Source organism: Microcoleus sp. AT9b-C3, from assembly GCF_036705485.1.
Lineage (GTDB): Bacteria > Cyanobacteriota > Cyanobacteriia > Cyanobacteriales > Microcoleaceae > Microcoleus.
The window spans coordinates 35999-59938 of the sequence record NZ_JAUBUR010000003.1; the positions used below are offsets into that span (position 1 = coordinate 35999).

Annotated in this window: 29 protein-coding genes; 20 read left to right on the top strand and 9 right to left on the bottom strand. The window is 44.8% G+C overall.

Going from position 1 to position 23940, the window contains the following annotated elements; all coding sequences use genetic code 11:
• Nucleotides 1–38: 38 nt before the first annotated feature.
• On the bottom strand, nucleotides 39–1055 hold the full coding sequence (locus QUB77_RS03585; RefSeq protein ID WP_333170226.1) for a hypothetical protein: 1017 nt from the start codon (nucleotides 1053–1055) through the stop codon (nucleotides 39–41).
• A 262-nt stretch (nucleotides 1056–1317) separates the two neighbouring features.
• On the opposite strand from QUB77_RS03585, the gene QUB77_RS03590 reads away from it, so the two are divergent.
• From QUB77_RS03590 to QUB77_RS03605, 4 genes are all read left to right on the top strand, one after another.
• Nucleotides 1318–1722: a hypothetical protein gene (locus QUB77_RS03590; RefSeq protein WP_333170225.1), complete on the top strand. Its 405-nt coding sequence runs from the start codon at nucleotides 1318–1320 to the stop codon at nucleotides 1720–1722.
• 112 nt (nucleotides 1723–1834) lie between these two features.
• The gene (locus QUB77_RS03595) at nucleotides 1835–2071 is read left to right on the top strand and encodes a hypothetical protein (protein ID WP_333170224.1); all 237 of its coding nucleotides are present in this window, start codon (nucleotides 1835–1837) and stop codon (nucleotides 2069–2071) included.
• Nucleotides 2072–2129: 58 nt separating this feature from the next.
• Nucleotides 2130–2351: a hypothetical protein gene (locus QUB77_RS03600; protein ID WP_333170223.1), complete on the top strand. Its 222-nt coding sequence runs from the start codon at nucleotides 2130–2132 to the stop codon at nucleotides 2349–2351.
• 111 nt (nucleotides 2352–2462) lie between these two features.
• The gene (locus QUB77_RS03605; RefSeq protein ID WP_333295844.1) at nucleotides 2463–2690 is read left to right on the top strand and encodes a DUF6999 family protein; all 228 of its coding nucleotides are present in this window, start codon (nucleotides 2463–2465) and stop codon (nucleotides 2688–2690) included.
• Nucleotides 2691–2813: 123 nt separating this feature from the next.
• On the opposite strand, the gene QUB77_RS03610 is transcribed toward QUB77_RS03605, so the two are convergent.
• On the bottom strand, nucleotides 2814–2951 hold the full coding sequence (locus QUB77_RS03610) for a hypothetical protein (protein WP_333170222.1): 138 nt from the start codon (nucleotides 2949–2951) through the stop codon (nucleotides 2814–2816).
• 317 nt (nucleotides 2952–3268) lie between these two features.
• Between QUB77_RS03610 and msrA the strand changes: the two genes are divergently transcribed.
• From msrA to QUB77_RS03630, 4 genes are all read left to right on the top strand, one after another.
• Entirely contained in the window at nucleotides 3269–3922 is a 654-nt protein-coding gene (msrA, locus tag QUB77_RS03615) for a peptide-methionine (S)-S-oxide reductase MsrA (protein ID WP_333170221.1), read from the top strand.
• 129 nt (nucleotides 3923–4051) lie between these two features.
• Complete coding sequence (locus tag QUB77_RS03620) at nucleotides 4052–4375, top strand: hypothetical protein (RefSeq protein WP_333170220.1); 324 nt, start codon at nucleotides 4052–4054, stop codon at nucleotides 4373–4375.
• 121 nt (nucleotides 4376–4496) lie between these two features.
• Complete coding sequence (locus QUB77_RS03625; protein ID WP_006632275.1) at nucleotides 4497–4838, top strand: YtxH domain-containing protein; 342 nt, start codon at nucleotides 4497–4499, stop codon at nucleotides 4836–4838.
• A 37-nt stretch (nucleotides 4839–4875) separates the two neighbouring features.
• The gene (locus QUB77_RS03630) at nucleotides 4876–5457 is read left to right on the top strand and encodes a DUF948 domain-containing protein (protein WP_333170219.1); all 582 of its coding nucleotides are present in this window, start codon (nucleotides 4876–4878) and stop codon (nucleotides 5455–5457) included.
• Nucleotides 5458–5474: 17 nt separating this feature from the next.
• Here the strand turns inward: QUB77_RS03630 and QUB77_RS03635 are convergent, their stop codons facing one another.
• Nucleotides 5475–7262 carry a cellulose-binding protein gene (locus QUB77_RS03635; RefSeq protein WP_333170218.1) on the bottom strand — a complete coding sequence of 596 codons (1788 nt, stop codon included), beginning with the start codon at nucleotides 7260–7262 and terminating at the stop codon, nucleotides 5475–5477.
• A 4-nt stretch (nucleotides 7263–7266) separates the two neighbouring features.
• Between QUB77_RS03635 and QUB77_RS03640 the strand changes: the two genes are divergently transcribed.
• Nucleotides 7267–7437, top strand: coding sequence for a hypothetical protein (locus tag QUB77_RS03640; RefSeq protein WP_333170217.1), 171 nt, complete (start codon nucleotides 7267–7269; stop codon nucleotides 7435–7437).
• On the opposite strand, the gene QUB77_RS03645 is transcribed toward QUB77_RS03640, so the two are convergent.
• Nucleotides 7434–7934, bottom strand: coding sequence for a DNA-binding response regulator (locus QUB77_RS03645; RefSeq protein WP_333170216.1), 501 nt, complete (start codon nucleotides 7932–7934; stop codon nucleotides 7434–7436). The two genes, QUB77_RS03640 and QUB77_RS03645, sit on opposite strands and share 4 nt — an antisense overlap.
• 227 nt (nucleotides 7935–8161) lie before the next feature.
• Between QUB77_RS03645 and QUB77_RS03650 the strand changes: the two genes are divergently transcribed.
• Together QUB77_RS03650 and QUB77_RS03655 are read left to right on the top strand one after the other, a co-directional pair.
• Entirely contained in the window at nucleotides 8162–8374 is a 213-nt protein-coding gene (locus tag QUB77_RS03650; protein ID WP_190738034.1) for a hypothetical protein, read from the top strand.
• A 117-nt stretch (nucleotides 8375–8491) separates the two neighbouring features.
• Nucleotides 8492–10846 (top strand): dynamin family protein, encoded by a 2355-nt coding sequence (locus QUB77_RS03655; protein WP_333170215.1) that lies wholly within the window; start codon nucleotides 8492–8494, stop codon nucleotides 10844–10846.
• Nucleotides 10847–11152: 306 nt separating this feature from the next.
• Here QUB77_RS03655 and QUB77_RS03660 read toward each other — a convergent pair whose 3' ends face one another.
• Both QUB77_RS03660 and argB read right to left on the bottom strand, forming a co-directional pair.
• Nucleotides 11153–11416 (bottom strand): DUF4926 domain-containing protein, encoded by a 264-nt coding sequence (locus QUB77_RS03660; RefSeq protein WP_333170214.1) that lies wholly within the window; start codon nucleotides 11414–11416, stop codon nucleotides 11153–11155.
• A 163-nt stretch (nucleotides 11417–11579) separates the two neighbouring features.
• Complete coding sequence (gene argB, locus QUB77_RS03665) at nucleotides 11580–12491, bottom strand: acetylglutamate kinase (protein ID WP_190663671.1); 912 nt, start codon at nucleotides 12489–12491, stop codon at nucleotides 11580–11582.
• A gap of 258 nt (nucleotides 12492–12749) precedes the next feature.
• Here argB and QUB77_RS03670 point away from each other — a divergent pair, with 258 nt between their 5' ends.
• Nucleotides 12750–13541, top strand: coding sequence for an HAD family hydrolase (locus tag QUB77_RS03670; RefSeq protein WP_333170213.1), 792 nt, complete (start codon nucleotides 12750–12752; stop codon nucleotides 13539–13541).
• Nucleotides 13542–13604: 63 nt separating this feature from the next.
• Here QUB77_RS03670 and mreD read toward each other — a convergent pair whose 3' ends face one another.
• The 3 genes from mreD to QUB77_RS03685 form a co-directional block, all read right to left on the bottom strand.
• The gene (gene mreD, locus QUB77_RS03675) at nucleotides 13605–14174 is read right to left on the bottom strand and encodes a rod shape-determining protein MreD (RefSeq protein ID WP_333170212.1); all 570 of its coding nucleotides are present in this window, start codon (nucleotides 14172–14174) and stop codon (nucleotides 13605–13607) included.
• Nucleotides 14171–14977 (bottom strand): rod shape-determining protein MreC, encoded by an 807-nt coding sequence (mreC, locus tag QUB77_RS03680; RefSeq protein ID WP_333170211.1) that lies wholly within the window; start codon nucleotides 14975–14977, stop codon nucleotides 14171–14173. Before mreC ends, mreD begins: the two co-directional genes overlap by 4 nt.
• Before the next feature lie 87 nt (nucleotides 14978–15064).
• Nucleotides 15065–16072, bottom strand: a complete 1008-nt coding sequence (locus QUB77_RS03685) for a rod shape-determining protein (protein WP_006632285.1) — start codon at nucleotides 16070–16072, stop codon at nucleotides 15065–15067.
• Between the two features lie 333 nt (nucleotides 16073–16405).
• On the opposite strand from QUB77_RS03685, the gene QUB77_RS03690 reads away from it, so the two are divergent.
• The 8 genes from QUB77_RS03690 to QUB77_RS03725 all read left to right on the top strand — a co-directional run bounded on the left by QUB77_RS03690 (nucleotide 16406) and on the right by QUB77_RS03725 (nucleotide 23821).
• Nucleotides 16406–16765: a single-stranded DNA-binding protein gene (locus QUB77_RS03690; protein WP_333170210.1), complete on the top strand. Its 360-nt coding sequence runs from the start codon at nucleotides 16406–16408 to the stop codon at nucleotides 16763–16765.
• 47 nt (nucleotides 16766–16812) lie between these two features.
• Complete coding sequence (locus QUB77_RS03695; RefSeq protein WP_333170261.1) at nucleotides 16813–17334, top strand: tetratricopeptide repeat protein; 522 nt, start codon at nucleotides 16813–16815, stop codon at nucleotides 17332–17334.
• A gap of 83 nt (nucleotides 17335–17417) precedes the next feature.
• The gene (locus tag QUB77_RS03700; RefSeq protein ID WP_333170209.1) at nucleotides 17418–18023 is read left to right on the top strand and encodes a hypothetical protein; all 606 of its coding nucleotides are present in this window, start codon (nucleotides 17418–17420) and stop codon (nucleotides 18021–18023) included.
• A 347-nt stretch (nucleotides 18024–18370) separates the two neighbouring features.
• Nucleotides 18371–19675 (top strand): metallopeptidase TldD-related protein, encoded by a 1305-nt coding sequence (locus QUB77_RS03705; RefSeq protein WP_333170208.1) that lies wholly within the window; start codon nucleotides 18371–18373, stop codon nucleotides 19673–19675.
• Between the two features lie 233 nt (nucleotides 19676–19908).
• Nucleotides 19909–20733: a DUF3153 domain-containing protein gene (locus tag QUB77_RS03710; protein WP_333170207.1), complete on the top strand. Its 825-nt coding sequence runs from the start codon at nucleotides 19909–19911 to the stop codon at nucleotides 20731–20733.
• A gap of 201 nt (nucleotides 20734–20934) precedes the next feature.
• The gene (locus QUB77_RS03715) at nucleotides 20935–21324 is read left to right on the top strand and encodes a LapA family protein (RefSeq protein WP_333170206.1); all 390 of its coding nucleotides are present in this window, start codon (nucleotides 20935–20937) and stop codon (nucleotides 21322–21324) included.
• Between the two features lie 66 nt (nucleotides 21325–21390).
• Entirely contained in the window at nucleotides 21391–22206 is an 816-nt protein-coding gene (locus tag QUB77_RS03720) for a segregation/condensation protein A (protein WP_333170205.1), read from the top strand.
• Between the two features lie 451 nt (nucleotides 22207–22657).
• A complete protein-coding gene (locus QUB77_RS03725; RefSeq protein WP_333295847.1) occupies nucleotides 22658–23821 on the top strand; it encodes an NDP-sugar synthase in 1164 nt (387 codons plus the stop codon).
• Nucleotides 23822–23940: the final 119 nt, after the last annotated feature.

Below are 23940 nucleotides of genomic sequence, written 5' to 3' on the forward strand. Positions count from 1 at the left end.
GCTTTCTTGATATCCAGGTAAGGTGCGCAGTGCGCACCCTACAGTTTGAGCAACGCTTTCTTGATATCCAACGCCAAAAATCTATCCAATGCTAGATACATCCAGTAAACAGATAATTGACTATCACTGCTAGTCTTCTGAAATCCCAAAGCCAGCGACTGTTTTTCGTACATGGGGTGAATCATCAGGGTGTACAAGTCGCAAAGATTGGGAAAATCTGTTTGCATTTCGCCTAAAACTTTTTGTGCGTCTTCGAGAAAAGCAATGCGGTATTCTGACAAATACTGCGGATCGATCATCCAACTGCGGACAAATACTGACTGGCAATTTATATCTCCTGGTAGCGCCATCTTGAAAGGATCGATATCGGAAATAGAACTTAAATGAAGCCCTTTACTAGGAGCATTAAAAAAATTTACTTCAGATTCGCTATCTGTGGGATAAAGTAAGTAAAAGCCGACTGGATTGAGATTATCGGAGCGGCGCAAAACTCGCATTCCCTTTGAGTATTGACTGGCAAAAATCCGGAGTATTTTAGCAATTTTGTGGGGAACGGCGTTAGTGTTTCGGTTCATCCAGTTGTAATTGGTGGCTAATAAATTGGCAACGGGAATCGCGTCGCACCGGGGGTCAAAATTATCTAATTGGAGTTGTACAGGCTTTTGAGGTTCGGCGGTATCTAAAATTTCTGAAACAGGTTGAATTTGAATTGCCGTAGCGTTACCATCAAAGTGTTTTGCGATTAATCCGAGTGCTGCTAATTTATCTAACATCATTCCGGCGGCGCGATCGCTCCCGCGATCGGAATCGCAGTAAAATAGTTCGGCGGCTTCCCGGTGAGTGCACTGCACTTCTGTTGCTGGCACTTCCAGTTTCGCCAGCGGTGGTTTGAGACGGGGCTGGCTTTCCTGAAGCTGTTTCACCGATAAGTAAACCCAAAGCCTGATAAAGCATTCAGCCCTCGTGCGAGTTACGCCTACTCGTTTCATCAACAGCGAAACAGCCGTGCGGCGTTGAGAAGGAGAATACCAAGTATCTAGTTTTGCAATATCCATTTCAGTCGGGAAGCTGCGAAGGAACTCTAGTTACATATTGGCTCAATTACATAAAACTTCACCCCGCTTCAGGTTACTTGTTGCCGCTGTTGCTCAACTTGCCTGATTTCCGGCGACTCTACAAGATAGCTGGTTTCTCCTTGCAAGTTCACTGCTTCACAAAGCACCATCAATTTTAGATATTTTCTGGCTTGATTTAACAAACGAACGAACCAGAGTAAATTAGCAACTTTAGCAGCAAACAGTATATTATAACAGCCAAATGGCAGCGTTTGCCGTGCGTGATGCGATTTTTCAGTCAAATTTGGAACCAGGGGCGATCGACTTATTGGCCTGCGCTACCACTTTACCAGACTTATTAGTACCGGGATTTGCCAGCACAGTACACGGGGAACTTTCCGAATTATCTCCCCTAGAAATAGTGTCAACTCAAGGAGTTTGCTGTGTCGGAGTTAGTGCTTTAAATTACGCCGCCTCTCAAATCGAACTCCAAAAAAAAAACCGCCATTGCCGTCGCTTCCGAATTTCCCTCGCGCCTGTTCAAAAACACCAAATTAGAAGCAGAGACTTCAGTGCAAGCGTGAAAAACCCTGCCTTTCGATACAGAATTAGTGCGCTGGATGCTCTCCAAAAGTGCCGGAGCCTTCTTGCTCCAAAACCCTCCTAACACGACAGAAATCCTCTTAAAAATAGAATGGATTGAACTCGTTTCTCACGCCAATGCTTATCCTGTTTGTATGTATTCAGGATGAGCAAACGAAACATCAACTAAAAGCTGGTTGGATTATTCCTCCTATCTCGATGCAGCCACAGCGGGAGCTTTTGACTTGCGGCAAAATATTCGATTGCTGGACAATGTAAGGAAATTAGGTGTTGAAGGTTGGCTGCGGTTCATTAAAGCCGGGAGAGTTTGTCCGCAGGCAATCGACTGGCTGCTGGGTCACTATTCGTCTCACTTTTTCCGGGGGCAAATTGTAGAACTTCTGGAACAAGCTGGCTGCATGATTCCTGAATAAAAATGGTTTACTAACTTATACAAGTCGGGGAAATACAGGCTGTGCCGCGATTTATTTAATGTTAGAGGAATTGTTTAATTATGGCACGTTGCAGCCGGGACAGAAAATATTTTGTTTCGTGCCAGAAAGCGCCCGTTTTACAACAGCATACATGAGGTTAACTGCTGCGGAAAATACCCATAAGCCTATGAGTTCTCAAATTTCTAATTTTCTTGATGTTCCCGAAGCTTCGCCTCTCGAAAGCGTTAAACCGGAAAACTCCAACTCTCCGCAAGCTTAGGGAGCATCTCATATTTGTAAAAACACTTCTTCTGGCTCCTTCCTTATTCCTCTTTTCTCCTGGCTCCTGACTCCTGACTCCTAACTCCAATTTTGGGCTTGGCTGCTTTCATTGAGATGCTCCCCAAGCTTATTTGTTGCGGGAGTTAGCAAGGATTTGGCTTACGTCAGCAAGATTACCGGAAATAGCGACTGGAATCATGTAATTCTCAATCGCCATCCGCTAGGCCCAAACAGTCCGTTTAATACGGCACGCGACTTGTTTTTGCACGGGATAGTTTCGGAATATCTCTATCGGTATTTGGAACTGCAAAAAGAGATGAGAAATGTTTCAAAGTAAGGTGCTTAGGTATGTGCAACGTAAGCACCTTACGAATATAAGTAGCGCGTCCAATAACTTTTTGCGTAAGTCCTGAAGGTTGAAAGAATGGTTAATTTTTATGTCAAAAATCAATAGGAAAACTCAAGCTGTTGCTAGCTGTGCTTGTTCTGCTGCTTTGGGCAAAGTCTGATTTACCACAATCCACTTGCCTGTAATTGGGTCGCGATAAGTAATAAACGGATTAGATTTTAAAGGTTGACTGCAAGGTTTAGCGCCCATTTCTACACACTCCCAATAAATGGTATTGAATAACTACTACAACACCATACCTTTAATAATCGGCTATTTTTCCTAAAATCCGCGTGATTTACAACTCAACAATAGGTGATATTTTAGGTGTATTTTGGTGACATAGAGCACTACCTAATGTGATTTAAAACTGCGTTGGCAGTGAGCAGTATCACCAAAAACCTTCCGTAAAAAAAATCGGCCTTCTGGTTTTTACCTTCTACCTTTAAGAGGGCCACTACTTTCAGTATACATCTGATATTATTAAGTAAGGTAAAGACGTTTATCAGAGATCCCCTCACAAACTTATGGTGCTATTTGGATTTGGCAAAAAGTCGAGCCTGCCCTCTCCCCAAGAGGCCTTGCCGGGGCGGGCAGAGTCGATGTCGGTACCGGCAACTCACTTTGTTAACGGCAATCCGCTCAAACCTCCCTTTCCAAACGGCATGGAGACTGCCTTGTTTGGCCTGGGCTGTTTTTGGGGAGCAGAACGCAAATTTTGGCAACAAAATGGAGTTTTTTCGACGGCTGTTGGCTACGCGGCCGGGATTACTCCGAATCCTAGTTACAACGAAGTTTGCAGCGGGATGACGGGACATAATGAAGTAGTTCTGGTTGTGTTCGATCCCAAAGTAATTAGTTACGAAACGCTGCTAAAAGTTTTTTGGGAAAGTCACAATCCTACTCAAGGAATGCGTCAGGGCAATGATTCTGGTACTCAATACCGATCGGGAATTTACACGTATTCAGCTACCCAAATGCAGTTAGCTGAAGCTTCGCGAGATGCTTACCAGCAGGCTTTGACTGCGGCAGGTTACGGCAAGATTACGACTGAAATTATTGATGCTCCTGAGTTTTATTACGCAGAAAGCTATCATCAGCAGTATCTTGCTAAAAACCCGAATGGTTATTGCGGTTTGGGCGGTACTAAGGTTTGTTTGCCTGCTATGTCTCAGGCTTAAAACTTTTACAAGGGGTATTTTGGGGCTGTTGCAATAGTCCCGCAGTCCGGCAGGGGTTTAAACCCCTGCCTCAAAGCTTCAGTCGTCTGAAGACGACTGAAAGGTTATTGAGATGGTCAAAGGGATTAGTTGAAAGCAGGTAAAATAATGCTGGCTGGTGTGGTAATTATCAATTTAATGATATCTCTTGTCTGTTTTTATATCGCTGCGAAAGTGTGGAAAATTAGGCGGACGATCGCACGTTTGGAAATTCGGATCGCAGCAATCGAACGCTGTAGCAGCAATGTCCTCAGTATGTCGCCGGATTTCCTTGGTAAAAGGCAGCAAGGTACCCGCCAACTGCGACGGCGCTATCAACAACTGGAATTGCAACTGCAACAGGTTCAGCAACTTTTGGGATTGCTGGGTTTGGGACGGATGCTTTGGTCCAGGCGCGATCGACGTTTGAGGTAAGCTATCCTAAAATTGCCGCCCGTGCTGACTCCGTAGGATTTTCAACAATATTTCTACCTTTGTAAACGGCTGCGATCGGGCAAACGTGCCTAAAATTGGTGTATGGAGAGAAGTTATAAAAATGTCAACTAAACGTTCAGGATTATTTATTGGCGGTTTGCTTGTGGGTTCTGCGATCGGGGCCGTGACTGGCTTGCTTATAGCACCGCGACCGGGCAAGGAGACGCGGCAGATATTGAAAAAATCAGCCGATGCTTTGCCGGAGTTGGCGGAAGATTTATCGACTAGCGTGCAGTTGCAGGCAGATCGACTTTCTGAAACTGCCATCCGAAATTGGGACGAAACTTTGATTAGACTCAAAGAAGCGATCGCGGCAGGTTTGGAAGCGACTCAGCGGGAACGCCAAACCCTGTCGGAAGCTGAAGCTGAAGTGAGTCCCCCGTCGCGCCCTCCCATCCGCTAAATGGCATGAAATTCTCAACCCCCAATCCCAGATTCCAGTGAGTGATCCCATATTTTGGCTAGGACTTTCGATTTTGCTAGTGGCAGTTAGCCTGACTGCTGTTTTAGTGACTTTAATACCTGCGGTGCAAGCGCTGGCACGGGCTGCCCGCAGCGTGGAAAAGCTCGCTGACACGCTTTCTCGCGAATTTCCGCCCACTTTGGAGGCGATTCGGTTGACGGGGCTGGAAATTAGCGAGTTGACGGATGATGTCAGCGAGGGAGTGCAAAGTGCGGGCGAGGTTGTCAAACAGGTCGATCGAAGTATTGGTAGCGCCAAAAAGCAGGCGCAAAACGTGCAGGTAACTACTCGCAGCGTGGTGACTGGGATTAAGGCTGCTTGGAAAACTTTAACTCGCAAGCCGTCGATTTCTGGGACAAATCGCCGGTCAACAGAGAGATTGTCGCCGAGTCAAAGAAGTGCGCTTTCGCTGAGGGATTCGAGTTTGGAGGATAGGTATTCTGGGGTTTACGGTGCCGGTACGAGTAATGGGGAATCGCCACGGTTGAGGAGTAGCGAGGGTTCAGGTTTGCCGGGGGATGCGGAAGATTTTGAGGAAGTGCGATCGAACGATTCTTGATTGCACCCAATTCCTCATCATCCCTCCACAGCACACCCATCCCACCAGCAAGGATTCTTATCAAGAAAATCCATCAAAGCATCATACTTAGGCGAACCCTTTTGTTCCACATACTCCAAAGCCCCCCAGCTTCCCCACTTACTAAATGAACCCACATCCACAAAGTGCATAAAAAGACTGCCTCCAGCTTGTTTCCAACTATTCAGTAATTGGGTGTACATATCATACATTTCTGGACGCCTATTTAATTCCATAAAAAACTTGGTCAGTTTTTCGTTATTCTCAACTCCTTCACTACCTACAATATGTTGACCGCCCTCGTAAACAAATAACTTGAGACCTTTTTTTTGAGCCACATCTAAGTAATACCTAAAGTCATTATCAACATCGGGCAAACTATCTTTGAAGCCAGGAAGTAACCCGCCCTCTCTTAATTGCTTAAAAGCTTTGCCAAATCCGCCATCTGCGTCATTCAACCAAGATTCTACTTTGCTGGCACTTTCTTTCCCGCCCAAGTTGCCGCTAAAATATCCCGCTATAGCATAGGCATCTATGCCGTGTTGATAACAAGGTTTATTGCCCTCAGCTACCCAATAGGGACAATCTAAAGCATAATTTCCTAACTCTCTCCAAGCTCTTTGAGTTCCTAACACGCAAACAACTCGATTCTTTTGCTCCCCAAAGACGCCTTTCCAGATATCGCACATTTGAGCACTACGCATTCCATGCCATTGCATAAAAGCATCGCCTTTATCTCCCCACTTAGCTTTACCTTGTTTCAAAGCATAATGCGACTGTGGAAATGACCAATTCCAAACCTCATTAGAATACTCTACATAAACTTTCAGCTTTGGATCTAAACTATCTTTTACCATTTTAGCAAAGTTAGTCATATATTCATCCGTAGCCTGATGCGGCATATTAAACCAGGGTTCTTCTTGGACTTTGTTAGATAAATCCACCATAACTTCTATGGGAACATTTCCTCGGTAAGAATAGGATACACTCTCTGGTTTAGGTCGGTTTGACCATTCTTTTTGTTCAGAACCATTTGTCCCCATCCAGTCCATAAAACGCAAGACTCTAAATTTTTTAATCTTGTCTATAAACAGCGGATTAAATATTTCGCCACTTTGATAAAGCTGTTCATCTTGGGAGCGAACAACTTTAATATTGCGGATATAGTTCCCTGTTTTCTTGGGATCGGTAGCAGTAATTGTAATCATTATTCCTCCGCCTTGTGTGGCATCCACATTAATGATATCCCTTCCGGGTTTCGACGCAGCCTCATCTTTTTTGGCATCAAATTTATATTCGATCGCACCTTCACCTTCATAAGTAACAATATATTGCCCTGAAGGATAGCGATTGGGGATTTCCCTAAGTAATAGGGTACTTACCCTAGTATATTTAGGAGCATCTTCGGGCGAGGGGAGAGACTTCACCCACCCACTTTCATCAAGATTTAAAAGATTATACTCCTCTGTATCCCATTCACCTTTACAGTTTGGTTGTCCGCTGACGCATTGAGTTATCCATCTTCTAGAAGATTTGAAAGCATCTAAAAAGGGTAATTGTGTTGAGTAGTCAGCAATACCACTAAGCCCAACTCCTAAAGAAGATCGAGAATTTGATGTATTTTTTACATCTGCCTGCACAGCTACTTTGTTATCTACTTGGCGTGCTGCTGTGGGAGCAATATTAGTTGTTAAAGCCCAACATCCGGGAATGAAAATGACAAAAATTAATAAACCCAGCACAAAGCCCAGAGCTTTGTTGTTCGATCTGATACTTAATCGAGGCATAAATTTGACTAATTTGATTGTTTTAGGTAAAATCGAAGCGGGTGAGGTCGTTTTAATTTTGATATTTTATCAAAAAGTTCCTTCTCAAATTATCAGCTATAAGATTATTAACATTTTTGCCTCTCAGTGGAGGGGCGAGATACCTTTCTGTCCCCAAGTGCGATCGCCCATCTAACCGTTTTTATCCAAATCTTCTGTTTTCGGAGCTTCTGAAGTTGAGGGGAATTCTAGTCGAATGTTAATATCAATTGATACTGTACTTTCTTTAAAACCTATATTAACTATTTTTACTAATGCTTCTGTAGGTACAGAATTATTTACTTTAAATTCAGCAGAAGACTGAGTTTTAAATCCTGCTTCCTGTAGCCGATCGCAAATATTGCGCCAATTTCCTACAGGTTCGTTAGGTACATCTGCGAGTTTTTTAACATATTGGTATAAAGTTTTACATAAATAAACCTCTGCACTTTTGGAACTCTGAAACAGTTGGCGGGCGATTTCGGCGGGACTGCAACCGGAAAGCAATCCTCGGAGGTAGAGTTTTTCTGTTTCTGTTAGTCCTCGGCGCGATCGAGGAGAGATTTGCCGTTTAGCTTCTGCAAAAGCTTGGTACAGCCTTTCTAAATCCCAGTGTTTGGCGGCTTCGGCAAATAAGTCTTCTTTTGATGCCATTGTCGGGTGTGGTGAGATGTGGCTAACAATAGCATAACCGAAATTGCTAGCGTTTGTTAGTTGTTTGCTAACAATAGGTAGTCTAGTATTAAATTACCGACTCATTATCTAAGTGCAAATACTTAGAAAAACGGGAAAGTGCGATCGCGATCTTTCCAATTTTGCCTGTTTAATTAACTTTCGTTAGTCAAACAGTTAGTTTTTGTTCCTTACACAGAGGTATTTCAATGGCTAAAGGTGATGAAATAGCGAAAGCTGCAGGTTCCGCTGCTGCGGGTGGTGCTGTGGGTGCTGGTGTGGTAGCTGCTACAGGCTTGACGGCAGTGGGTGCCGTTGGGGGAGGTGCGGGTATTGGTGCTGCTGCTGGGCCCGTTGGTGTAGCCGTAGGTGCGTTGGCAGGTTTGGCATTTTACGGGATCAGCAAGGCTTTTTCTGATTAAAGCTTGACTCACGCCAGGGACTTAAGTCCCTGGCTAATAACTAAAGTCGGTTAAAACCGACTGAAATGGTCAGGCAATTATCTTTGTGTCATTTTTTTTATTCAGCATTATTAATTTATGTCTTCTCAAGAATTTCAAGCAGCATACACCAGCATTGACAGTACAGGCACTTTCCTATTACAATATCTCAAAGAATTCCGTGACGGACTCCACATTCAGGGAGATGAAAGTCAAGGGCTACAAAGCATTGAAGATGAAATTAACAAAGCTTTAAAGGCTTTGCAAGATCAGAAGTATCAAGTAGCCGTCATAGCAGCAATGAAAGCTGGCAAAAGCACCTTTTTGAATTCAGTCATCGGTGCTGATGTGCTGGCGAGTGAAACGGCCGCCTGTACCATCTGCCGTACAGATGTCCGACACATTAAACCGGGCGAAACTCCTAAACTTTTAGAGTATCGAGAAGGAGAAAGAAAACCCGTCATTCTTGTTGAGGGTGACGCTGGCGAAATTCAGCAAAAATTCCTGCTGCGTACCCGTGAAATCCGAGAAAAAGGCAATCCTGATAACACTACACGCTTTGAGATAGAGCATCCGATTGAAGCAATTAGCCAATTATCTTCTCTCACAGGCTTTACCCTAGTTGATACTCCCGGCCCTAATGAGTGGGAGTCGGCAAACTTCAACATAAATGAACTGAAGCAGACAGCATTAGAAGCACTGCGAACCTGCAATGCAATTCTGTTTATTTTAAACTACGCTTCCTACAAAGATAATGCAGTTGCTGATTTGTTTAAGGATGTTGTTGAAAATCGTAAAGATTTTATAGCTGAGAATACGGGAAAAATTTACTTTATTTTGAATAAAGTTGACCAAAAAACAGAGAGAGACAAAGAAATTGCTGATGTCATTAAAGATTTAGAGCGAGAGTTAGTTGGCTTTGGCTTTTGCAATCCAGTTATTTACCCTGCTAGTTCTCGACAAGGGCTTCTAGCGAAACTGATTCAGCAAGGAAAAGCAACTGAAAAGGAGATAAAAGATTTTGAGGATTTCTTTAGTGCCAAATATGCTGAGAGAGATGAAAAAGGTAGGAGAGTAATTCCTTTACCTGAAGAGATTGCACCAAGAGCTTTGCAAGATAGCGGTATTCCGAGCATTCAAGAAACAGTCATTCAAAGGATTACGCAAAATTCAGGCTGGAATCTATTGAGTGAGGTTGTGGCAGAACTTGATAAAGCTGCTAAGGCGATTGAGGATACTCTGAATACAGAAATTAAAGGTTGGGAAATGGGGATTGAATCCCTCAAACAAAAAGTAGAAGAGTACAGGAAACGCTCAGAAAATGCGAGGAGCCGAGTTGAATTAGTAAAAACAGCCGTGGATGTACAAAAGCAAATACTAATTCAAGGATTTAGTCAAGGTATTAATGGATTTGCCGATGGAGCTAAAGATAAGATAGCTAGTGAGATAGATAAAATTGCCGAGTCTGGTTCAGCCAAATCTCCAAAGCCAAAAAAAACTCAACTGACTCGTAAATTACCAGCGCCGAAATCTGACAATAGTGGCTTAGGACAAATGGTGGGAGAAATTGGAGAAGCACTATTAGGATTTGTCCCTGGTTTTGGTAAGGGCTTAGGCCAAGCATTCAATTTAACTGTATCTTTGTGGGATAAGCTGAGTGAATCTGTGCCTGACACTTTCAATAGTTCTGAATATGAACAGGCTGTTAAAAGTGAAAAATTAGACCCGTACATTATCCGGTGTAAAACTAAGGCTGAAGCTGAAAAGATTGTTAAAACAATTAATAATTTTTGCGCGCCACATATTCAGAATTGGTGGATAGATACTCAGGATGAATTAGTTCGAGATGGGACAAAGATTCGCGAAGAGTTGGCAAGAAGAATTCAGGAAGATATCCAACAAATATCAGATGAATTATCTAATTATCTTGGTGATGCTTTAGAAGTGAAACTGAACATCAACCCGATTCAGTTTCCTAGCTTTGATTTTCCCGGAATTGATGCACGGATTAAAGATGTACAATTAGCAGTGGTTGTAGGAAATAGAAGGGAAGAAAAAAGTAGAAAAAGTCGTTGCTGTAACTCTGATGAAGTCTATTATGCTGATGTTGATGTTACGGAAAGTCGGAATTTTTTTGATGTGGATTTACGACAGACATTAGAGTCAGTAAATCGGAAAATAGATGAGCAGATATCTAGAAACCGACAACTTCTAGAGCGAGTTATTGATAAACAAATTTCTGCTGATTTTAGAAGTGCCGAAAAGCAAATCAATGATTACATCAAAAGGTTTCAAAATGACTTCGATCGCGTTTTGAAGGAACGGGAAACGAAAGAAGCAGAAGCGCCGGAAATTTTGGCTCGTCTTGAGTATCAAAAAGCAAAGCTTATTGAGTACCTCAGTCAATTAAGTTCGATTCGGGAATCTCTCAATAGTTGGAAGCCAGTTAAGTAAAGTTAGAGAAAGTACGATCGCTCTTATTGTCCCAAAGTGCGATGCTACTTTCAGTGTCGGCATCTACGAGGACTGGTCAAAGCTCGATCGCGATTTGGAAGTTTTGATTGCAGCCGGCATCCCGCGTCATTTATTCAAAATACTGACTTCCAACGATGACATTGATTTGAAGCCTGTCACGCAATACCTCAAAGCAGTTTCATAATGTCTTGAGTTTAGCGCAATTGTTCTTTTTCCGAAAGTACGATCGCCCTTTTCTTCCGAAAGTGCGATCGCCCTTATCGAACTTCGATTCTCCTCACATAACTAAGCAAATGCAAGTTCATATTGCAGAACTAAAATTTCATCGGCTTTCAACATAGCCATAGCATATTCACTCCCTTGACTATCAGCAAATTCCACTAAATACTGAGATTCCTTTCCCGTATCATACACTTCAACAATAGTTCCCACAAGTCCAACTGGTAAACTAGAAATAGATGCGTATTCTGGTTCCACTAGCGCTAATCGCGTATTTGAAATAGGCTTGAGAATCGCAACCGAATCCAAAACTCTAAAGTGTTCGATCATAGTTTAACAAAAGCTGAAATCTAACAACGGTTAGAATTAGTTGAAGTCATTTCCCCGAAGTAGCCTCTTAAGGTTTGTAAGGGCAGGTTTAGTTAGGATATACGCGATCGCAGCGAGTTTACCCATTTCACGCACCCGCCCTCCCCACGCTAGGATTTACGCCTTACTTAGGCCTTAAGTTCGCGCTGCTAAACTCAGAAGCCACAATCATAGACCCAATCCCCGCATCCGTAAATATTTCTTGCAGCAAAGCATGAGGAATTCGACCGTCAATAATGTGAGCACCATTCACACCCTGAGCCAAACTCCGCACACAACAATTAACCTTCGGAATCATTCCCCCAGACACAACTCCCGACTCAACCAACTGTCTCGCTTCCTGAATATCTAACTTAGCAATCAGACTCTCTGGCTTGTGATAATCCTCCAAAATTCCCGCAGTATCTGTCATCAAAATCAACTTTTCCGCTCCCAAACCAGCCGCAATTTCCCCAGCCACCGTGTCAGCATTAATGTTGTAAGATTGACCTTTTTCATCCGCTGCCACGCTCGACACCACCGGAATATAACCGCTGTTCACCAAAGACTCCAAAATCTGGATTTTCACGCCGCTGACTTCACCCACAAACCCAATTCCCTCGCGGCCATCTGGACGAGCTTGAATCAGATTGGCATCCTTGCCACACAATCCCACTGCTTTGCCGCCAGCTTGGTTGATTAAGGAAACAATTTCCTTATTTACTTTCCCCACCAAAACCATTTCTACAACTTCCATTGTCGCCGCATCAGTCACTCTCAAACCATCCTTGAATTGCGGCTCAATTCCCAGTTTTTCCAGCCAGATATTAATTTCCGGGCCGCCGCCGTGAACCACAACCGGACGCATTCCCACGCAAGCTAGCAGCACAATATCTCGAACCACCTTGTCTTTGAGATTGCTATCTTTCATCGCCGCACCGCCATATTTGACCACTATGGTGCGACCGGCAAAGTGTTGAATGTAAGGCAGTGCTTCGGACAGCACCTCTACTCGATTAGTGTCCGAATTCCTAACAAAATCGCTTTGTTTGAGCATGGGTAAATTACAAAAGACTAAAAACTCAATTCTAAACTTTAATGGCTAAAGCACATATTAACAGCCACAAAAATCACTTTTTCCCTGAATTTTATCGACCCGCAGGCTTGCTCGATCGCCTTTATTGAACCCCATCCTCAAAATTTTAATAGGTTTTTTTAATGACAACATTAAAATTTATGTATTATAACTTATACATTTTTTGCTACAGTCAAGAAATGTATAGCTCCCTTGATTTACTTATTTACTTAACGTTTTATGTTAACTGCTGTCGCCCAAGACTCCGAAAACCTTCAGTACAAACTACCATCACAGACTGACTCATCCCCCCGGATGACGGTATTTTGCGATTTAGACGGGCCCATAGTCGATGTGTCCGATCGCTACTATGCCACCTATCAACAGGGATTGGCCGATACTCAAGCAGCTTATCTTGCTAGGGGAATCAACCTCAACCTCCAAATCCTCAGCAAACAGCAGTTTTGGCAAATGAAACAAAACCGAGTGCCCGATGCTGAAATCGCCAAAAGTTCCGGCTTGTCGGGAGAAGAAATTCACGTTTTTCTCGGATGCGTCAGTCAGCTTGTCAATCAACCAGACTTGTTGCACTTAGATCGCATCCAGCCGGGAGTGCAATGGGCGATCGGACTTCTGCACTCCCGCGGCGTGCGACTGATTTTAGTCACCCTGCGGCCGAGAAATCAAGCCGTTCAACTGTTACAAAATTACGGTTTAGCCAGACTGTTTACCAGCATTCGCGGAACTCAGATGGCGGATGCCGCCTATCACAACTATACAGCCTTAAAAACTGAATTGTTGGCCCAAGTGGCAGAAGAATTTGAGTCATCGCTGGGTTCGGCTTGGATGATCGGAGATACAGAAGCAGACATCCTCGCAGGAAAAGCCTTGGGAATACCTACAATTGCCGTTACCTGCGGAATTCGCAGCCGCTATCAACTGCAAAAGCACCAGCCTAATTTCATTCTCAGCGACTTGATTATTGCCGTTCATCACTTATTAGGTTCGGCCCAACAAGTAATAGTAGAATGACTACAGTTAACAGTAATTAGTTAACAGTTAACTGTTGACTAATTACTAATGACTAATGACTGACTAAGACTTTTCTAAAGTCCTGGTCATTTCCCACAAGCGATTGAGGGGAAAATATATCACCGGAGCCCACAGACTGCTAAGAATAGCAGAACACAAAGCCACTCGCTGGTGATAGCTCCAAATTTCCAGTAAAGCCCGATCGCCCATAGAAAAAAATTGCAGCCCCATCACCGTTTCCGCTACCACCGCCATCCCAAATACAATTAACGCGATCGGGATCGGATCTCTCTCAACAATATCTACCGGAATCGACCAAGTTTTCTGCAAAACAACTGTTAAGACTCCTACAACAACTAGACTTACAGCATGGGAGGGATGAGGAGCCGTCATCGCATCTTGAAGAAACCCCAAAACCAAGCCCATGCTAGCAGCTCCCCAAACTGTACGTTTCCGCTTAATACTCCAAGCTACCAACCAAATTAACAGCCAGTTCGGCCCAATTCCCAACAATTCCATTCCCGGCATCCGAGTGGGCAATATCAGTATGCACAGCATCACAGATAGAAATGTAACTGCGAAGTTGAGAAATTGGCGCGATCGCGGCGAAGACATCCGAGATAAAGCTTTCATTGTTGCTGTGCTCCCTCAGATGGTGCAGAGGATTGACTCAACGAATCCTTTGGTTCGACTTGCTTAGAATGGGGGTAAACCACCGCCCATTCCAGAGCACTCATCGGTGCAGAGAACTCAACAACAGCTTCTGGAGCCGGAGTTTTATTCATATCCACCGAAACCACTTTTCCCACCGGCAAACCAGGAGGGAACAACTGACTGTAAGAAGAAGTTGAAACCACATCCCCAGGCTTGACATTGGGAACATTCTCAAAAAACTCCATCACAGCCTGATTTCCGCCTTTCCCGCGCATAAAACCCATGTTACGACTGCGGGTAATTCCCACACCCAATTGACTCGTAGCGTCGCTGACTAACAGCACCAAGCTAGTATTAGGAGTAACGCTGACTACTCTGCCTACTAAACCGCCGGGACTCATCACAGTAAAATCTGTTTTAATGCCATCGTTACTGCCGCGCCCCAAGGTTACTTGCTGCCACCAGTGGTCGGCGCTGCGACCAACAATAGGAGCTACAATCCCTTTAGGTTTCTTAGCAGAAACGTAACCTAAAAGCTCTTTTAGCTTCTGATTTTGTGTCTCTGATTCTAATAGCTGCGCTTGCAATTCTTGAGTGCGCGCCGAGATGAGTTCCTCTTGTCCTGAGCCGTTGGCGTGAAACGGACGAGTAACCCAGTTGTAAACTTCAAATACTGCCGCACCTTGTGTTTGTCGAACTCCCCAAGCTGCAGTTACAGCTAAACCTAAAAGAGCAATTTGCAGTCGCAGATCCCACCACTTTCGGAATGTATTTTTTAGCATAATTTCACTAATCTAAAATTGTTAAGTCAGGATTTTAGATTTGAGATTGCAGCCGTATTTCTAAATCCACAATCCCAAATTTTTTAACTACATATTACGCGACGACTGCCCGCTGAAAACCCGTTCCAACTGTTTGTTTTCCAATACCCTACCAGTTCCCAAAACCACGCAGCACAGCGGATCGGCTGCCACGTGAGTGACAATTCCTGTTTCGTGACTGATCAGAGTATCTAAACCTTTCATCAGCGCGCCACCACCAGCCAGCATAATTCCCCTGTCAATAATATCTGCTGCTAATTCCGGGGGGGTGCGTTCCAAAGTACGCTTGACAGCTTCCACAATTACTGAAAGCGGTTCCGACATACTTTCGCGAATTTCTGGGCCTTTGATAGTAACAGTTCGCGGCAGACCCGACAGTAAGTGCAAGCCCCGCACTTCCATCATTACATCGTCATCCTCTGGAGTTGGATATGCAGAACCAACCTGAATCTTAATTTCTTCAGCAGTGCGTTCGCCGATGACCAAATTGTGAACTTTTTTCATGTATTGGACGATCGCCTCATTGAGTTCGTCGCCGGCTACCCGCACAGACTCACTGATCACCGTACCTTGCAAACTCAAAACCGCAACTTCCGTCGTACCTCCGCCGATATCTATAATCATATTGCCAGTCGCCTCAGCAACAGGCAGTCCAGCCCCGATCGCCGCAGCGATGGGTTCATCAATTAACCGTACTTCTCTAGCACCGGCCTGAGTCGCCGCCTCAATGACAGCACGCCTCTCGACTCCGGTGACACCGCTGGGGATGCCAATAATTATCCGCGGCGAAACTAAGCTTCGGCCTTCGTGAACTCTGCGGATAAAAGTCTTAAGCATCAGTTCTGCCGTATCGAAGTCTGCAATTACCCCGTCGCGAAGCGGGCGCAGTGCTATGACATTCCCTGGCGTGCGGCCGAGCATTTTTTTTGCTTCTTCTCCAACAGCCAGCGGTATTTTTAAATCTTGGTCGATCGCCACTACAGAAGGTTCCTGCAGAACAATACCTTTGCCCGATACATAAACGAGCGTGTTAGCAGTACCGAGGTCGATACCCATATCTCTAGATAACGAAAATCGATTGTTGAGAAGACCCACTGATTTGTACCCCCCCTAAAAACTAAAATACTATTGTGTGCAATAATGTTGTTACAAAAGTGTAACCGAGGTGGATTCTATTACGTTTTTCATCCTGAGTCTAGTCAGAAATGTACATTGTCGAGCTCAGGTTGAGCGCAGACTTGCCAATCATCCACCATCAATATGTTCTCCTAACTGGGTGTACAATCAGGATGAAGCCTCACAAGCGTTGTTCCAAGTTCAGTTTGGAGGCTAATGCGCGTGTTGACTGTTTAACTACATCACCGATCGACCACATTCCCCAAAAAGTTTATGAGTCTTAATGTTGTGACTTTAGTAGGCCGCGTCGGCGGCGACCCGGACGTTAAGTATTTTGAGTCGGGTACAGTTAAGTGTAGTTTGACGCTGGCAGTGAATCGCAGAACCAAGAACAGCGATCAACCAGACTGGTTCAATCTGGAAATCTGGGGCAAAACAGCGCAGATTGCGGCTGACTACGTTCGCAAAGGCTCTCTAATTGGCGTAACAGGATCTTTGAAGTTCGATCGCTGGCAAGACCGCAATACGGGTTCAAATCGCTCGAAGCCGGTAATAAAGGTAGACCATTTAGACTTGCTGGGTTCCAAACGGGACAACGAGGCGGGTATGTCGCAACACAACAGCGAATTCTAGCGTTTGGGGAATTTGGGAATTAATATTTGTGAATTGGGTGGGTGCTCGTGACTTCAGAAAAGTTAGAAATTGTTCAAACTGAGTACCAAGCTGGGCAAGTAGCTTTTGAGAGTGGCCGGTATGCTCAAGCTGTGCAGAGTTTAGAAACAGCTACCGGTTTAGTCGATCGAAATTCCCGGTTGGGCGGCGAGGTGCAGATGTGGCTAGTGACAGCCTACGAAGCCTCTGGCAATACAGAAAGGGCGATCGAGCTTTGCCGCGCGCTCACCCGCCATCCCCGCCAAGAAACCCGCCAGCAAGCAAAGCGCTTGCTGTTCATTCTCGAAGCTCCCAAACTCACTATCCCTCCTGAATGGATGGTGAAAATCCCCGATTTGGCAGCTTTAGATGAAAATCAATCAATCAGTTTTCAAGCCAATCCGAACGCAGATATCAAGTACGCTAAACCCAAGCCCGCCGTACCAGAGCCTGTAGATTTGAGTCAGGTTAATACGAAAGATAATAGGTTTATCTGGGTGGCGTTAATTGCGATCGGGCTAATTTTAGGCGGATTATTTCTTAGTTATTAAGCAGATGACCAATACACATTTCCAATAATTATTGTGGAACAGGCATCTTGCCTGTTCAATACAGGCTTTTCTGGATAGAACCAATGCCTTTTAGCAATTATAAAAGTATCAGCGCGGTCGCCAAAGAATTCCAAATTAATTACCTACGGGATAATTTCATTGTCGAAACAGAATTTGCAGTCAGCGAAGTTTTTCGGAATGAATTAGAATTGATTTTCAATGACGGAGTATTTGACAACTCGGAAATCGCCATTTGTGAAAATATCATTTATCCTGTATTAAAAGAAGTTTGGAAAAATTATCGAAGTAATTTTCTCCTCTGGAGTCACCAAACCTTAGTCTATAATGAGAATCTGTCAGGAATTCCAGATTATATATTGGCGAAGCGCTCACCCCTCGGCACAGTAGTTTTTGACAAGCCCTATTTCATATTAGTTGAAGCCAAGAAAGAGAGCGCATTTGATGAAGGATGGGGGCAGTGTTTGGTAGAAATGATCGCCGTGCAGCGACTTAACAATGAACCCGAACAAACGATATTTGGTATTGTTTCTAATGGCGCAATGTGGCAGTTTGGTAAGCTTAAATTAGAAATGTTTACTCAAAATAAATTATTCTATACAATTCAGGACTTAGAGCGACTGTTTGCAGCAGTTAACTATGTTTTTAAACAGTGTGAATTACAATTATAGAGGAATGCTCTTCAGTTTTAGGCGCGGGTGTCGAGAAACCGGGTTTTTAGGGAAATACTTCGCTGTAGCCGGCAGATTCACGAAAAAACCCGGTTTCTAAGTTTAATTATTTACAGCAATCTTTGGAGATTTTACAGCATTTGCGATCGCCCGACGCGGAGACAGTGAGAGAAATTATTGCTATGGTTCAGCAGATGGCTGGGGATTGATGGATGCACTTCGACTAAAGAAACCGGGTTTTTCGCAGCTTTTCGGTGGTGTATCGATATTCTGGGAAAAAACCCGGTTTCTGGCCACACCCTAAATCGCTAAAATAAAAAAAAGACCAAACCAAAAAGGCGATTATTGTGAGCGATTCAACCATAGAACAGATATTAAAATTGGCATCTCAACGCGCGGATGCCGCTGAAGTATACTACCTGTCGAGTCAAGACACCCCCATCGAATTTGAAAACAATCGCCTCAAATCCCTGCAAACCAAAGCACTGCAAGGCGTAGCACTCCGGCTGATTTCGCACGGCAAAATCGGTTTTGCTAGTTCGACAGACTTAACGCGCATAGACGATTTAGTAGATGCAGCGATTCAAACAGCCGAAATCGGCGACCCCGCAGAATTTGAACTCGCCTCCAGCTTCCACCTAAAAGGCCCGGAAACCACCTACACTCCGCCCACAACTCAAGAATTAGTCGAAAACGGCAAAAACCTGATCGAGCAAGTTCACGCCTACAATCCCGATATTATGGTAGATGTCGGCTTCCACGTCCGCAGTGGCCGCGTGAAAATTGCCACCACGCAAGACCTGTATGCCGAAAGAAGCAGCCAAATAGTCAGTGGCTCGATCGCGGGAAATTTGGTAAAAGGAGAAGACTTTATGCAAGCATACAGTTACGACGTAGCGCGCGATCGTCCCCTCGACACCAACAGCATCCTCCAATCACTCCTCGAAAAATACCGCCTCGCCGAACATTCAGCCACCATCACCAGCGGTTCCTACCCAGTATTATTTACCCCCAGAGCCGCCGCTAGCACCCTCGGCGGCCTCTTTGATACCATCCTTTCAGGTCAAGCAGTAGTTCAAAAAGCCTCTCCCCTAGCCGACAAAATCGGCGAAACCTTATTTGACGAACGCTTTACCTTTTTTGAAGACCCCACTTTAGGCCCTTCTGCTTGTCCCTTTGACGACGAAGGTACACCCACCACCCGCAAAGTCTTGATAGACAAAGGTACTGTCACCGGATTTTATTGGGATCGCAGGTGGGCCGCTCGCGCCGGTGTACAATCAACCGGCAACGGTTTTCGTGGCGGATTGTCTCGCCCAGGCCCTGATTTGACTAACTTTTGCATTTCCCCAGGAAATACCGCCACTCAAGACTTGATTGCTAGCATGGACGAAGGTCTAATAGTAGAGCAGGTTTTAGGTGCCGGTCAGTCCAATCAGTTAGCTGGCGAATTTTCTGTCAATTTGGACTTAGGCTATAAAGTAGAAAAAGGCAAAATTGTGGGTCGCGTCAAGAATACAATGGTGGCAGGCAGCATTTTTGAAGCCTTTAAAAATTTGGCAGATTTGAGCAGCGAAGCCGAATGGGTAGGCGGTGCGGCATATTTGCCGAGTATGCTGTTTCAACAGTTGGGTGTAGCTTCCAGGCAATAAGTTCAGTGCGGTTAATTTACTCGTTACCAGGCTCTGCCTGGTAATACATATCATGAGGCTCTGCCTCGAATTTGGATGAAAGCTTGCGAGGCAAAGCCTCTAGACATGGGTTCCCAGGCAGAGCTTAGGAACCAGTTAAAAGTCCCGACGTGCAAAACAAACATAGAAACAGTGTCGGCAATTCAACGCTTTGCTAATTCATGCAAATAGGTAAAAACAGGGAAAAATTTATAATGAAAGAGCAAAATGTCAAGGATGGAACTGGGAAGAAGAAAAAGAATTTTTTCTTTCTTTTACCTTTGGTTTTTTGCCTTTTAACTCTAGTGACTGGATGCGTTCAGTACGATGTCGGGGTTAACTTTGAAAGTCAAACTCGCGGCGAAATCGTGCAGCACATTAAACTAGGGGAAAGGTTGACGAGCTTCAGCAGCGAAACTGTTGCAGAATGGTTGAAAAGCGTAGAACGCCGGGTGAGGTTGCTGGACGGAAAAACTAAACGGCTTTCCCCCACAGAAGTTCTAGTGAGGATTCCTTTCAATAATGGAGCCGAGTTGCAAGACAAGTTTAACCAATTTTACAATCCGATCGCACCAACGACAAAATATCAGGCCGCAAGTTCGCTAGAAACAGATTTGCCGAAGTTTGAATCTCACCTTAGTGTCAAGCAGAATAATTTGTTATTGGTGCTGCGAAATCGGTTGAGTTTGGAATTGGATTTGCGCTCTCTTTCTCTGCTTTCTTCTAACGGCAGTCTGTTGCTGAGTCCGGGGGGACTTTTGGAGCTAGACTTTAGCTTGAACACGCCTTGGGGCGCCGAAAGTATTGAAACTGTCGCCGGTGCGCTGGTTCCCGAAAGCTATCAGCAAGGAAAACAGTTAGTTTGGAAGCTCAAACCCGGAGAAGTTAACTATTTGGAGGCGATATTCTGGATTCCCAGTCCCGTAGGAATTGGGGCGCTGATTATTGCCTTATTTGTAGCTGCGGGCATTTCTTTGAAATATCAAATATTGCCAGCGCTGGGAATCGGCAAGAAATCGCAAAACATCGGTCAAACCTAAAGAGGATATGCCCTAGAGGGGCGGGTTAACCAATATTTTCACTCAACTCTCAGAACTCCAATAAACCCGCCCCTCCCCGGATATTATTGTTAATTGACCCGATTTGATGTTATCAAAAAAAACTGAGAATATATGTCAAAAAACAGTTGACAAATAGTAAATAATTTGATTTACCTGAATTAAGAATTAGGAACAGAGAAAATGCGATCGCTAAATTTCTTCTTCATCTTTCTGATTTGCTTGGCTCTAGTATTATTCAGCATCGAAAATACACAGCCAGTCGCGATTCAAGTGATCGAAGGCGTCCAAGTTAAAGCTCCGCTGTGCATAGAACTAATTGTAGCGACCGGATTAGGGGCAACACTAGCGTGGCTGTTCAGTCTGTGGTCGAGAATGCAGCGAACCCTCGCCTCGCGCCAACAACTCCGCCAAGTTCGCGAAAAAGAGCAGCGGATTCAGGAATTAGAACAAAATCTTGAACGCTATAAAGCCGAAGTAGAAGGCAAACAACCTTTGTTAGAAAGTGCAGAACCGATAAGTTTAGAAATAGCAGCCATTGAGGGCACAACTGCTGAAATGACCGCCAATTAACTTGATATGCTCTCTCGTTTTCTCAGAGGCAAAATCTAAAATCTAAAATCTAAAATCTAAAATCGCATGGCCGTTTCCCGAAACCAAGATGGCTTAGAAACGATTTCCGAGGGAATCGCAATTTTAATTGACCTAGCCGAACGGGGAGAAATTGATCCTTGGGACGTTAAGGTAATTGAAGTGTTCGATCGATGTCTGAGCAAGCTTACGAACGCCTGCGATGCAGATCAGAGTAAGGATTTCTCCGATTTGTCCCACTCCGGCCAAGCGTTTTTGTACGCTTCAATGCTGGTGTTGCTCAAAGCAGAAAGTATCGTCCTCTCAGAACCCCCCGCGAATCCCGACTCGGCCGACGAGCCTGCAGTAGAAGACGCAGAGCACTCAGGCGGGCGACACTTGCCGCAGCATTTAGAGCGGCAATTGCGCCGTCGCGGTGTAGCTCAACTACCGCAAAAACGCCCGGTGACTCTCCCGGAACTGATTGAGCAGTTGCAGCTAATGAAAGCAGCAATGGAGCAGACAGTTACCCCCCGCCGTCGCCCTACCTCAAAAATGCGATCGCAAGCAGCCCAGGCTATCTTTGAGCTAGCTCACCAAGAAAATTTGGTGGAAACTGCTAGCGAGCTGGATCGGTTTCTGGCAGAACGTGGCTCGGAAATTGACGAGGGTTGGCTCGACTTGGAACAACTGCTGGAACTTTGGCATCATAAGGAGTTGCACTCCTCTGTCAACCCAGAACACCCGGTATCGACTGGCGAAGTTCACTTGCCAAATCATGACCGGGTGGGTATTTTTTGGGCGTTGTTGCTACTATCGGCTCAGTCTAAAGTAGAGTTGCTTCAAGAGGAATTTTATCAAGACCTCAAAATCCGCGCGCTTTGAGCTTGCAGGGTATTAGGTTATCCGGCGAAACTAATAACTTGGCCACTGCGTCGGTTAAGATTCTAGGCAGAATCTCGCTCGTGGCCATTCTGCTGCTGAGTCTCGAATGCGGACAGCGGGAGTGCGAAGTTTTTGCTGATTCCCGATTCCTGGTTTCTTAAATCAAGCCAATAGGGAAGAGTCATTGATAGCCTGGTACGATGTCGCCTATAAATAGGTCAGTCGATTTTAGATTTTAGATTTTAGATTTTAGATTTTAGATTTACTTTTGCATTGAATCTGAGAGCTTGAACTAGCGTCTAAAATTTTGAAATCGACCCGGACGCTCGCGTCGGAAACTTGTACCCGTTTTTGGGCGGGGTCAGGATTTTGCTGCGATCGATGCGATCGCAACCGCTAGCATCTAATTGTTCAGTTGATATCAGTTAACAGAGGGTTGAGGAAGTTAATAATGAAAGCGATGATTCTGGCGGCCGGTAAAGGCACTCGCGTCCGTCCTATTACTCAGACAATACCCAAACCGATGATTCCCATCCTGCAAAAGCCAGTGATGGAGTTTTTGGTTGAATTGCTCCGCCAGCACGGATTTGACCAGATTATGGTCAATGTGTCCCACCTGGCCGACGTGATTGAAAACTACTTTCGTGACGGTCAAAAGTTTGGGGTACAAATTGGCTATTCTTTTGAAGGGCGAATAGAGGACGGAGAAATGATTGGAGAGGCTGTCGGTTCGGCTGGTGGCATGAAACGAATTCAGGACTTCTCGCCGTTTTTTGACGATACTTTTGTAGTGCTGTGCGGCGACGCTTTGATTGACTTGGACTTGACTGCTGCTGTGAAGTGGCACCGGGAAAAAGGGGCGATCGCTACTATTGTTATGAAATCGGTTCCCCGCGAGGAGGTTCCGAGTTACGGAGTGGTGGTAACAGACGAGTCTGGCAAAATTAAAGATTTCCAAGAAAAACCTTCTGTAGAAGAAGCTCTGAGTACCGACATTAACACTGGTATTTATATTTTTGAACCGGAAATATTCAAATACATCCCTTCGGGTCAGGAATACGATATCGGTTCGGAGTTATTTCCCAAGCTAGTAGCAGAAGGCGCGCCTTTTTACGGGATTAGCATGGACTTTGAGTGGGTGGATATCGGCAAAGTTCCTGACTATTGGCGAGCAATTCAGAGCGTGCTCCTGGGACAAGTTAAAAATGTTTCGATTCCGGGAATTGAAGTGCGCCCCGGCATTTACGCTGGTTTGAATGTAGCTGTCAACTGGGATAAGGTTGATATTACTGGGCCTGTTTACATTGGCGGGATGACGATCATTGAGGATGGAGCAAAAATTGTCGGGCCGACAATGATTGGCCCAAATTGTTGGCTTTGCAGTGGCGCCACTGTGGAAAACAGCGTGATTTTTGAGTATTCCCGTTTGGGGCCGGAGGTGCGGTTGGTTGACAAACTGGTCTTCGGGCGCTACTGCGTTGATAAAACCGGGGCTGCGATCGATTTGCAAGCGGCGGCTCTCGATTGGCTGATTACTGACGCTCGCCAAGTTTTACCGACTCAACACGGAGAAGAGCGGCGGGCGATCGCAGAAATTCTCGGCAATCCTGAATAATTGCTAATTGCTAATTGCGAGTTTTTCAAAGTAAGGTGCGCAGTGCGCACCCTACATTTTAAGACTTCGGCAATCCTGAATAATTGCTAATTGCTAATTGCGAGTTTTTCAAAGTAAGG

Coding starts and splice junctions, on each gene's coding strand:
- QUB77_RS03610 (WP_333170222.1), bottom strand. CDS start 2,951: ATGGGCGCTAAACCTTGCAGTCAACCTTTAAAATCTAATCCGTTTATT.
- QUB77_RS03720 (WP_333170205.1), top strand. CDS start 21,391: ATGGCCGTTTCCCGAAACCAAGATGGCTTAGAAACGATTTCCGAGGGA.
- QUB77_RS03660 (WP_333170214.1), bottom strand. CDS start 11,416: ATGATCGAACACTTTAGAGTTTTGGATTCGGTTGCGATTCTCAAGCCT.
- QUB77_RS03715 (WP_333170206.1), top strand. CDS start 20,935: ATGCGATCGCTAAATTTCTTCTTCATCTTTCTGATTTGCTTGGCTCTA.
- msrA (WP_333170221.1), top strand. CDS start 3,269: ATGGTGCTATTTGGATTTGGCAAAAAGTCGAGCCTGCCCTCTCCCCAA.
- QUB77_RS03645 (WP_333170216.1), bottom strand. CDS start 7,934: ATGGCATCAAAAGAAGACTTATTTGCCGAAGCCGCCAAACACTGGGAT.
- QUB77_RS03685 (WP_006632285.1), bottom strand. CDS start 16,072: ATGGGTATCGACCTCGGTACTGCTAACACGCTCGTTTATGTATCGGGC.
- QUB77_RS03690 (WP_333170210.1), top strand. CDS start 16,406: ATGAGTCTTAATGTTGTGACTTTAGTAGGCCGCGTCGGCGGCGACCCG.
- QUB77_RS03585 (WP_333170226.1), bottom strand. CDS start 1,055: ATGGATATTGCAAAACTAGATACTTGGTATTCTCCTTCTCAACGCCGC.
- QUB77_RS03635 (WP_333170218.1), bottom strand. CDS start 7,262: ATGCCTCGATTAAGTATCAGATCGAACAACAAAGCTCTGGGCTTTGTG.
- mreC (WP_333170211.1), bottom strand. CDS start 14,977: ATGCTAAAAAATACATTCCGAAAGTGGTGGGATCTGCGACTGCAAATT.
- QUB77_RS03600 (WP_333170223.1), top strand. CDS start 2,130: ATGTTAGAGGAATTGTTTAATTATGGCACGTTGCAGCCGGGACAGAAA.
- QUB77_RS03725 (WP_333295847.1), top strand. CDS start 22,658: ATGAAAGCGATGATTCTGGCGGCCGGTAAAGGCACTCGCGTCCGTCCT.
- QUB77_RS03590 (WP_333170225.1), top strand. CDS start 1,318: ATGGCAGCGTTTGCCGTGCGTGATGCGATTTTTCAGTCAAATTTGGAA.
- mreD (WP_333170212.1), bottom strand. CDS start 14,174: ATGAAAGCTTTATCTCGGATGTCTTCGCCGCGATCGCGCCAATTTCTC.
- QUB77_RS03650 (WP_190738034.1), top strand. CDS start 8,162: ATGGCTAAAGGTGATGAAATAGCGAAAGCTGCAGGTTCCGCTGCTGCG.
- QUB77_RS03625 (WP_006632275.1), top strand. CDS start 4,497: ATGTCAACTAAACGTTCAGGATTATTTATTGGCGGTTTGCTTGTGGGT.
- QUB77_RS03670 (WP_333170213.1), top strand. CDS start 12,750: ATGTTAACTGCTGTCGCCCAAGACTCCGAAAACCTTCAGTACAAACTA.
- QUB77_RS03710 (WP_333170207.1), top strand. CDS start 19,909: ATGAAAGAGCAAAATGTCAAGGATGGAACTGGGAAGAAGAAAAAGAAT.
- argB (WP_190663671.1), bottom strand. CDS start 12,491: ATGCTCAAACAAAGCGATTTTGTTAGGAATTCGGACACTAATCGAGTA.
- QUB77_RS03700 (WP_333170209.1), top strand. CDS start 17,418: ATGCCTTTTAGCAATTATAAAAGTATCAGCGCGGTCGCCAAAGAATTC.
- QUB77_RS03655 (WP_333170215.1), top strand. CDS start 8,492: ATGTCTTCTCAAGAATTTCAAGCAGCATACACCAGCATTGACAGTACA.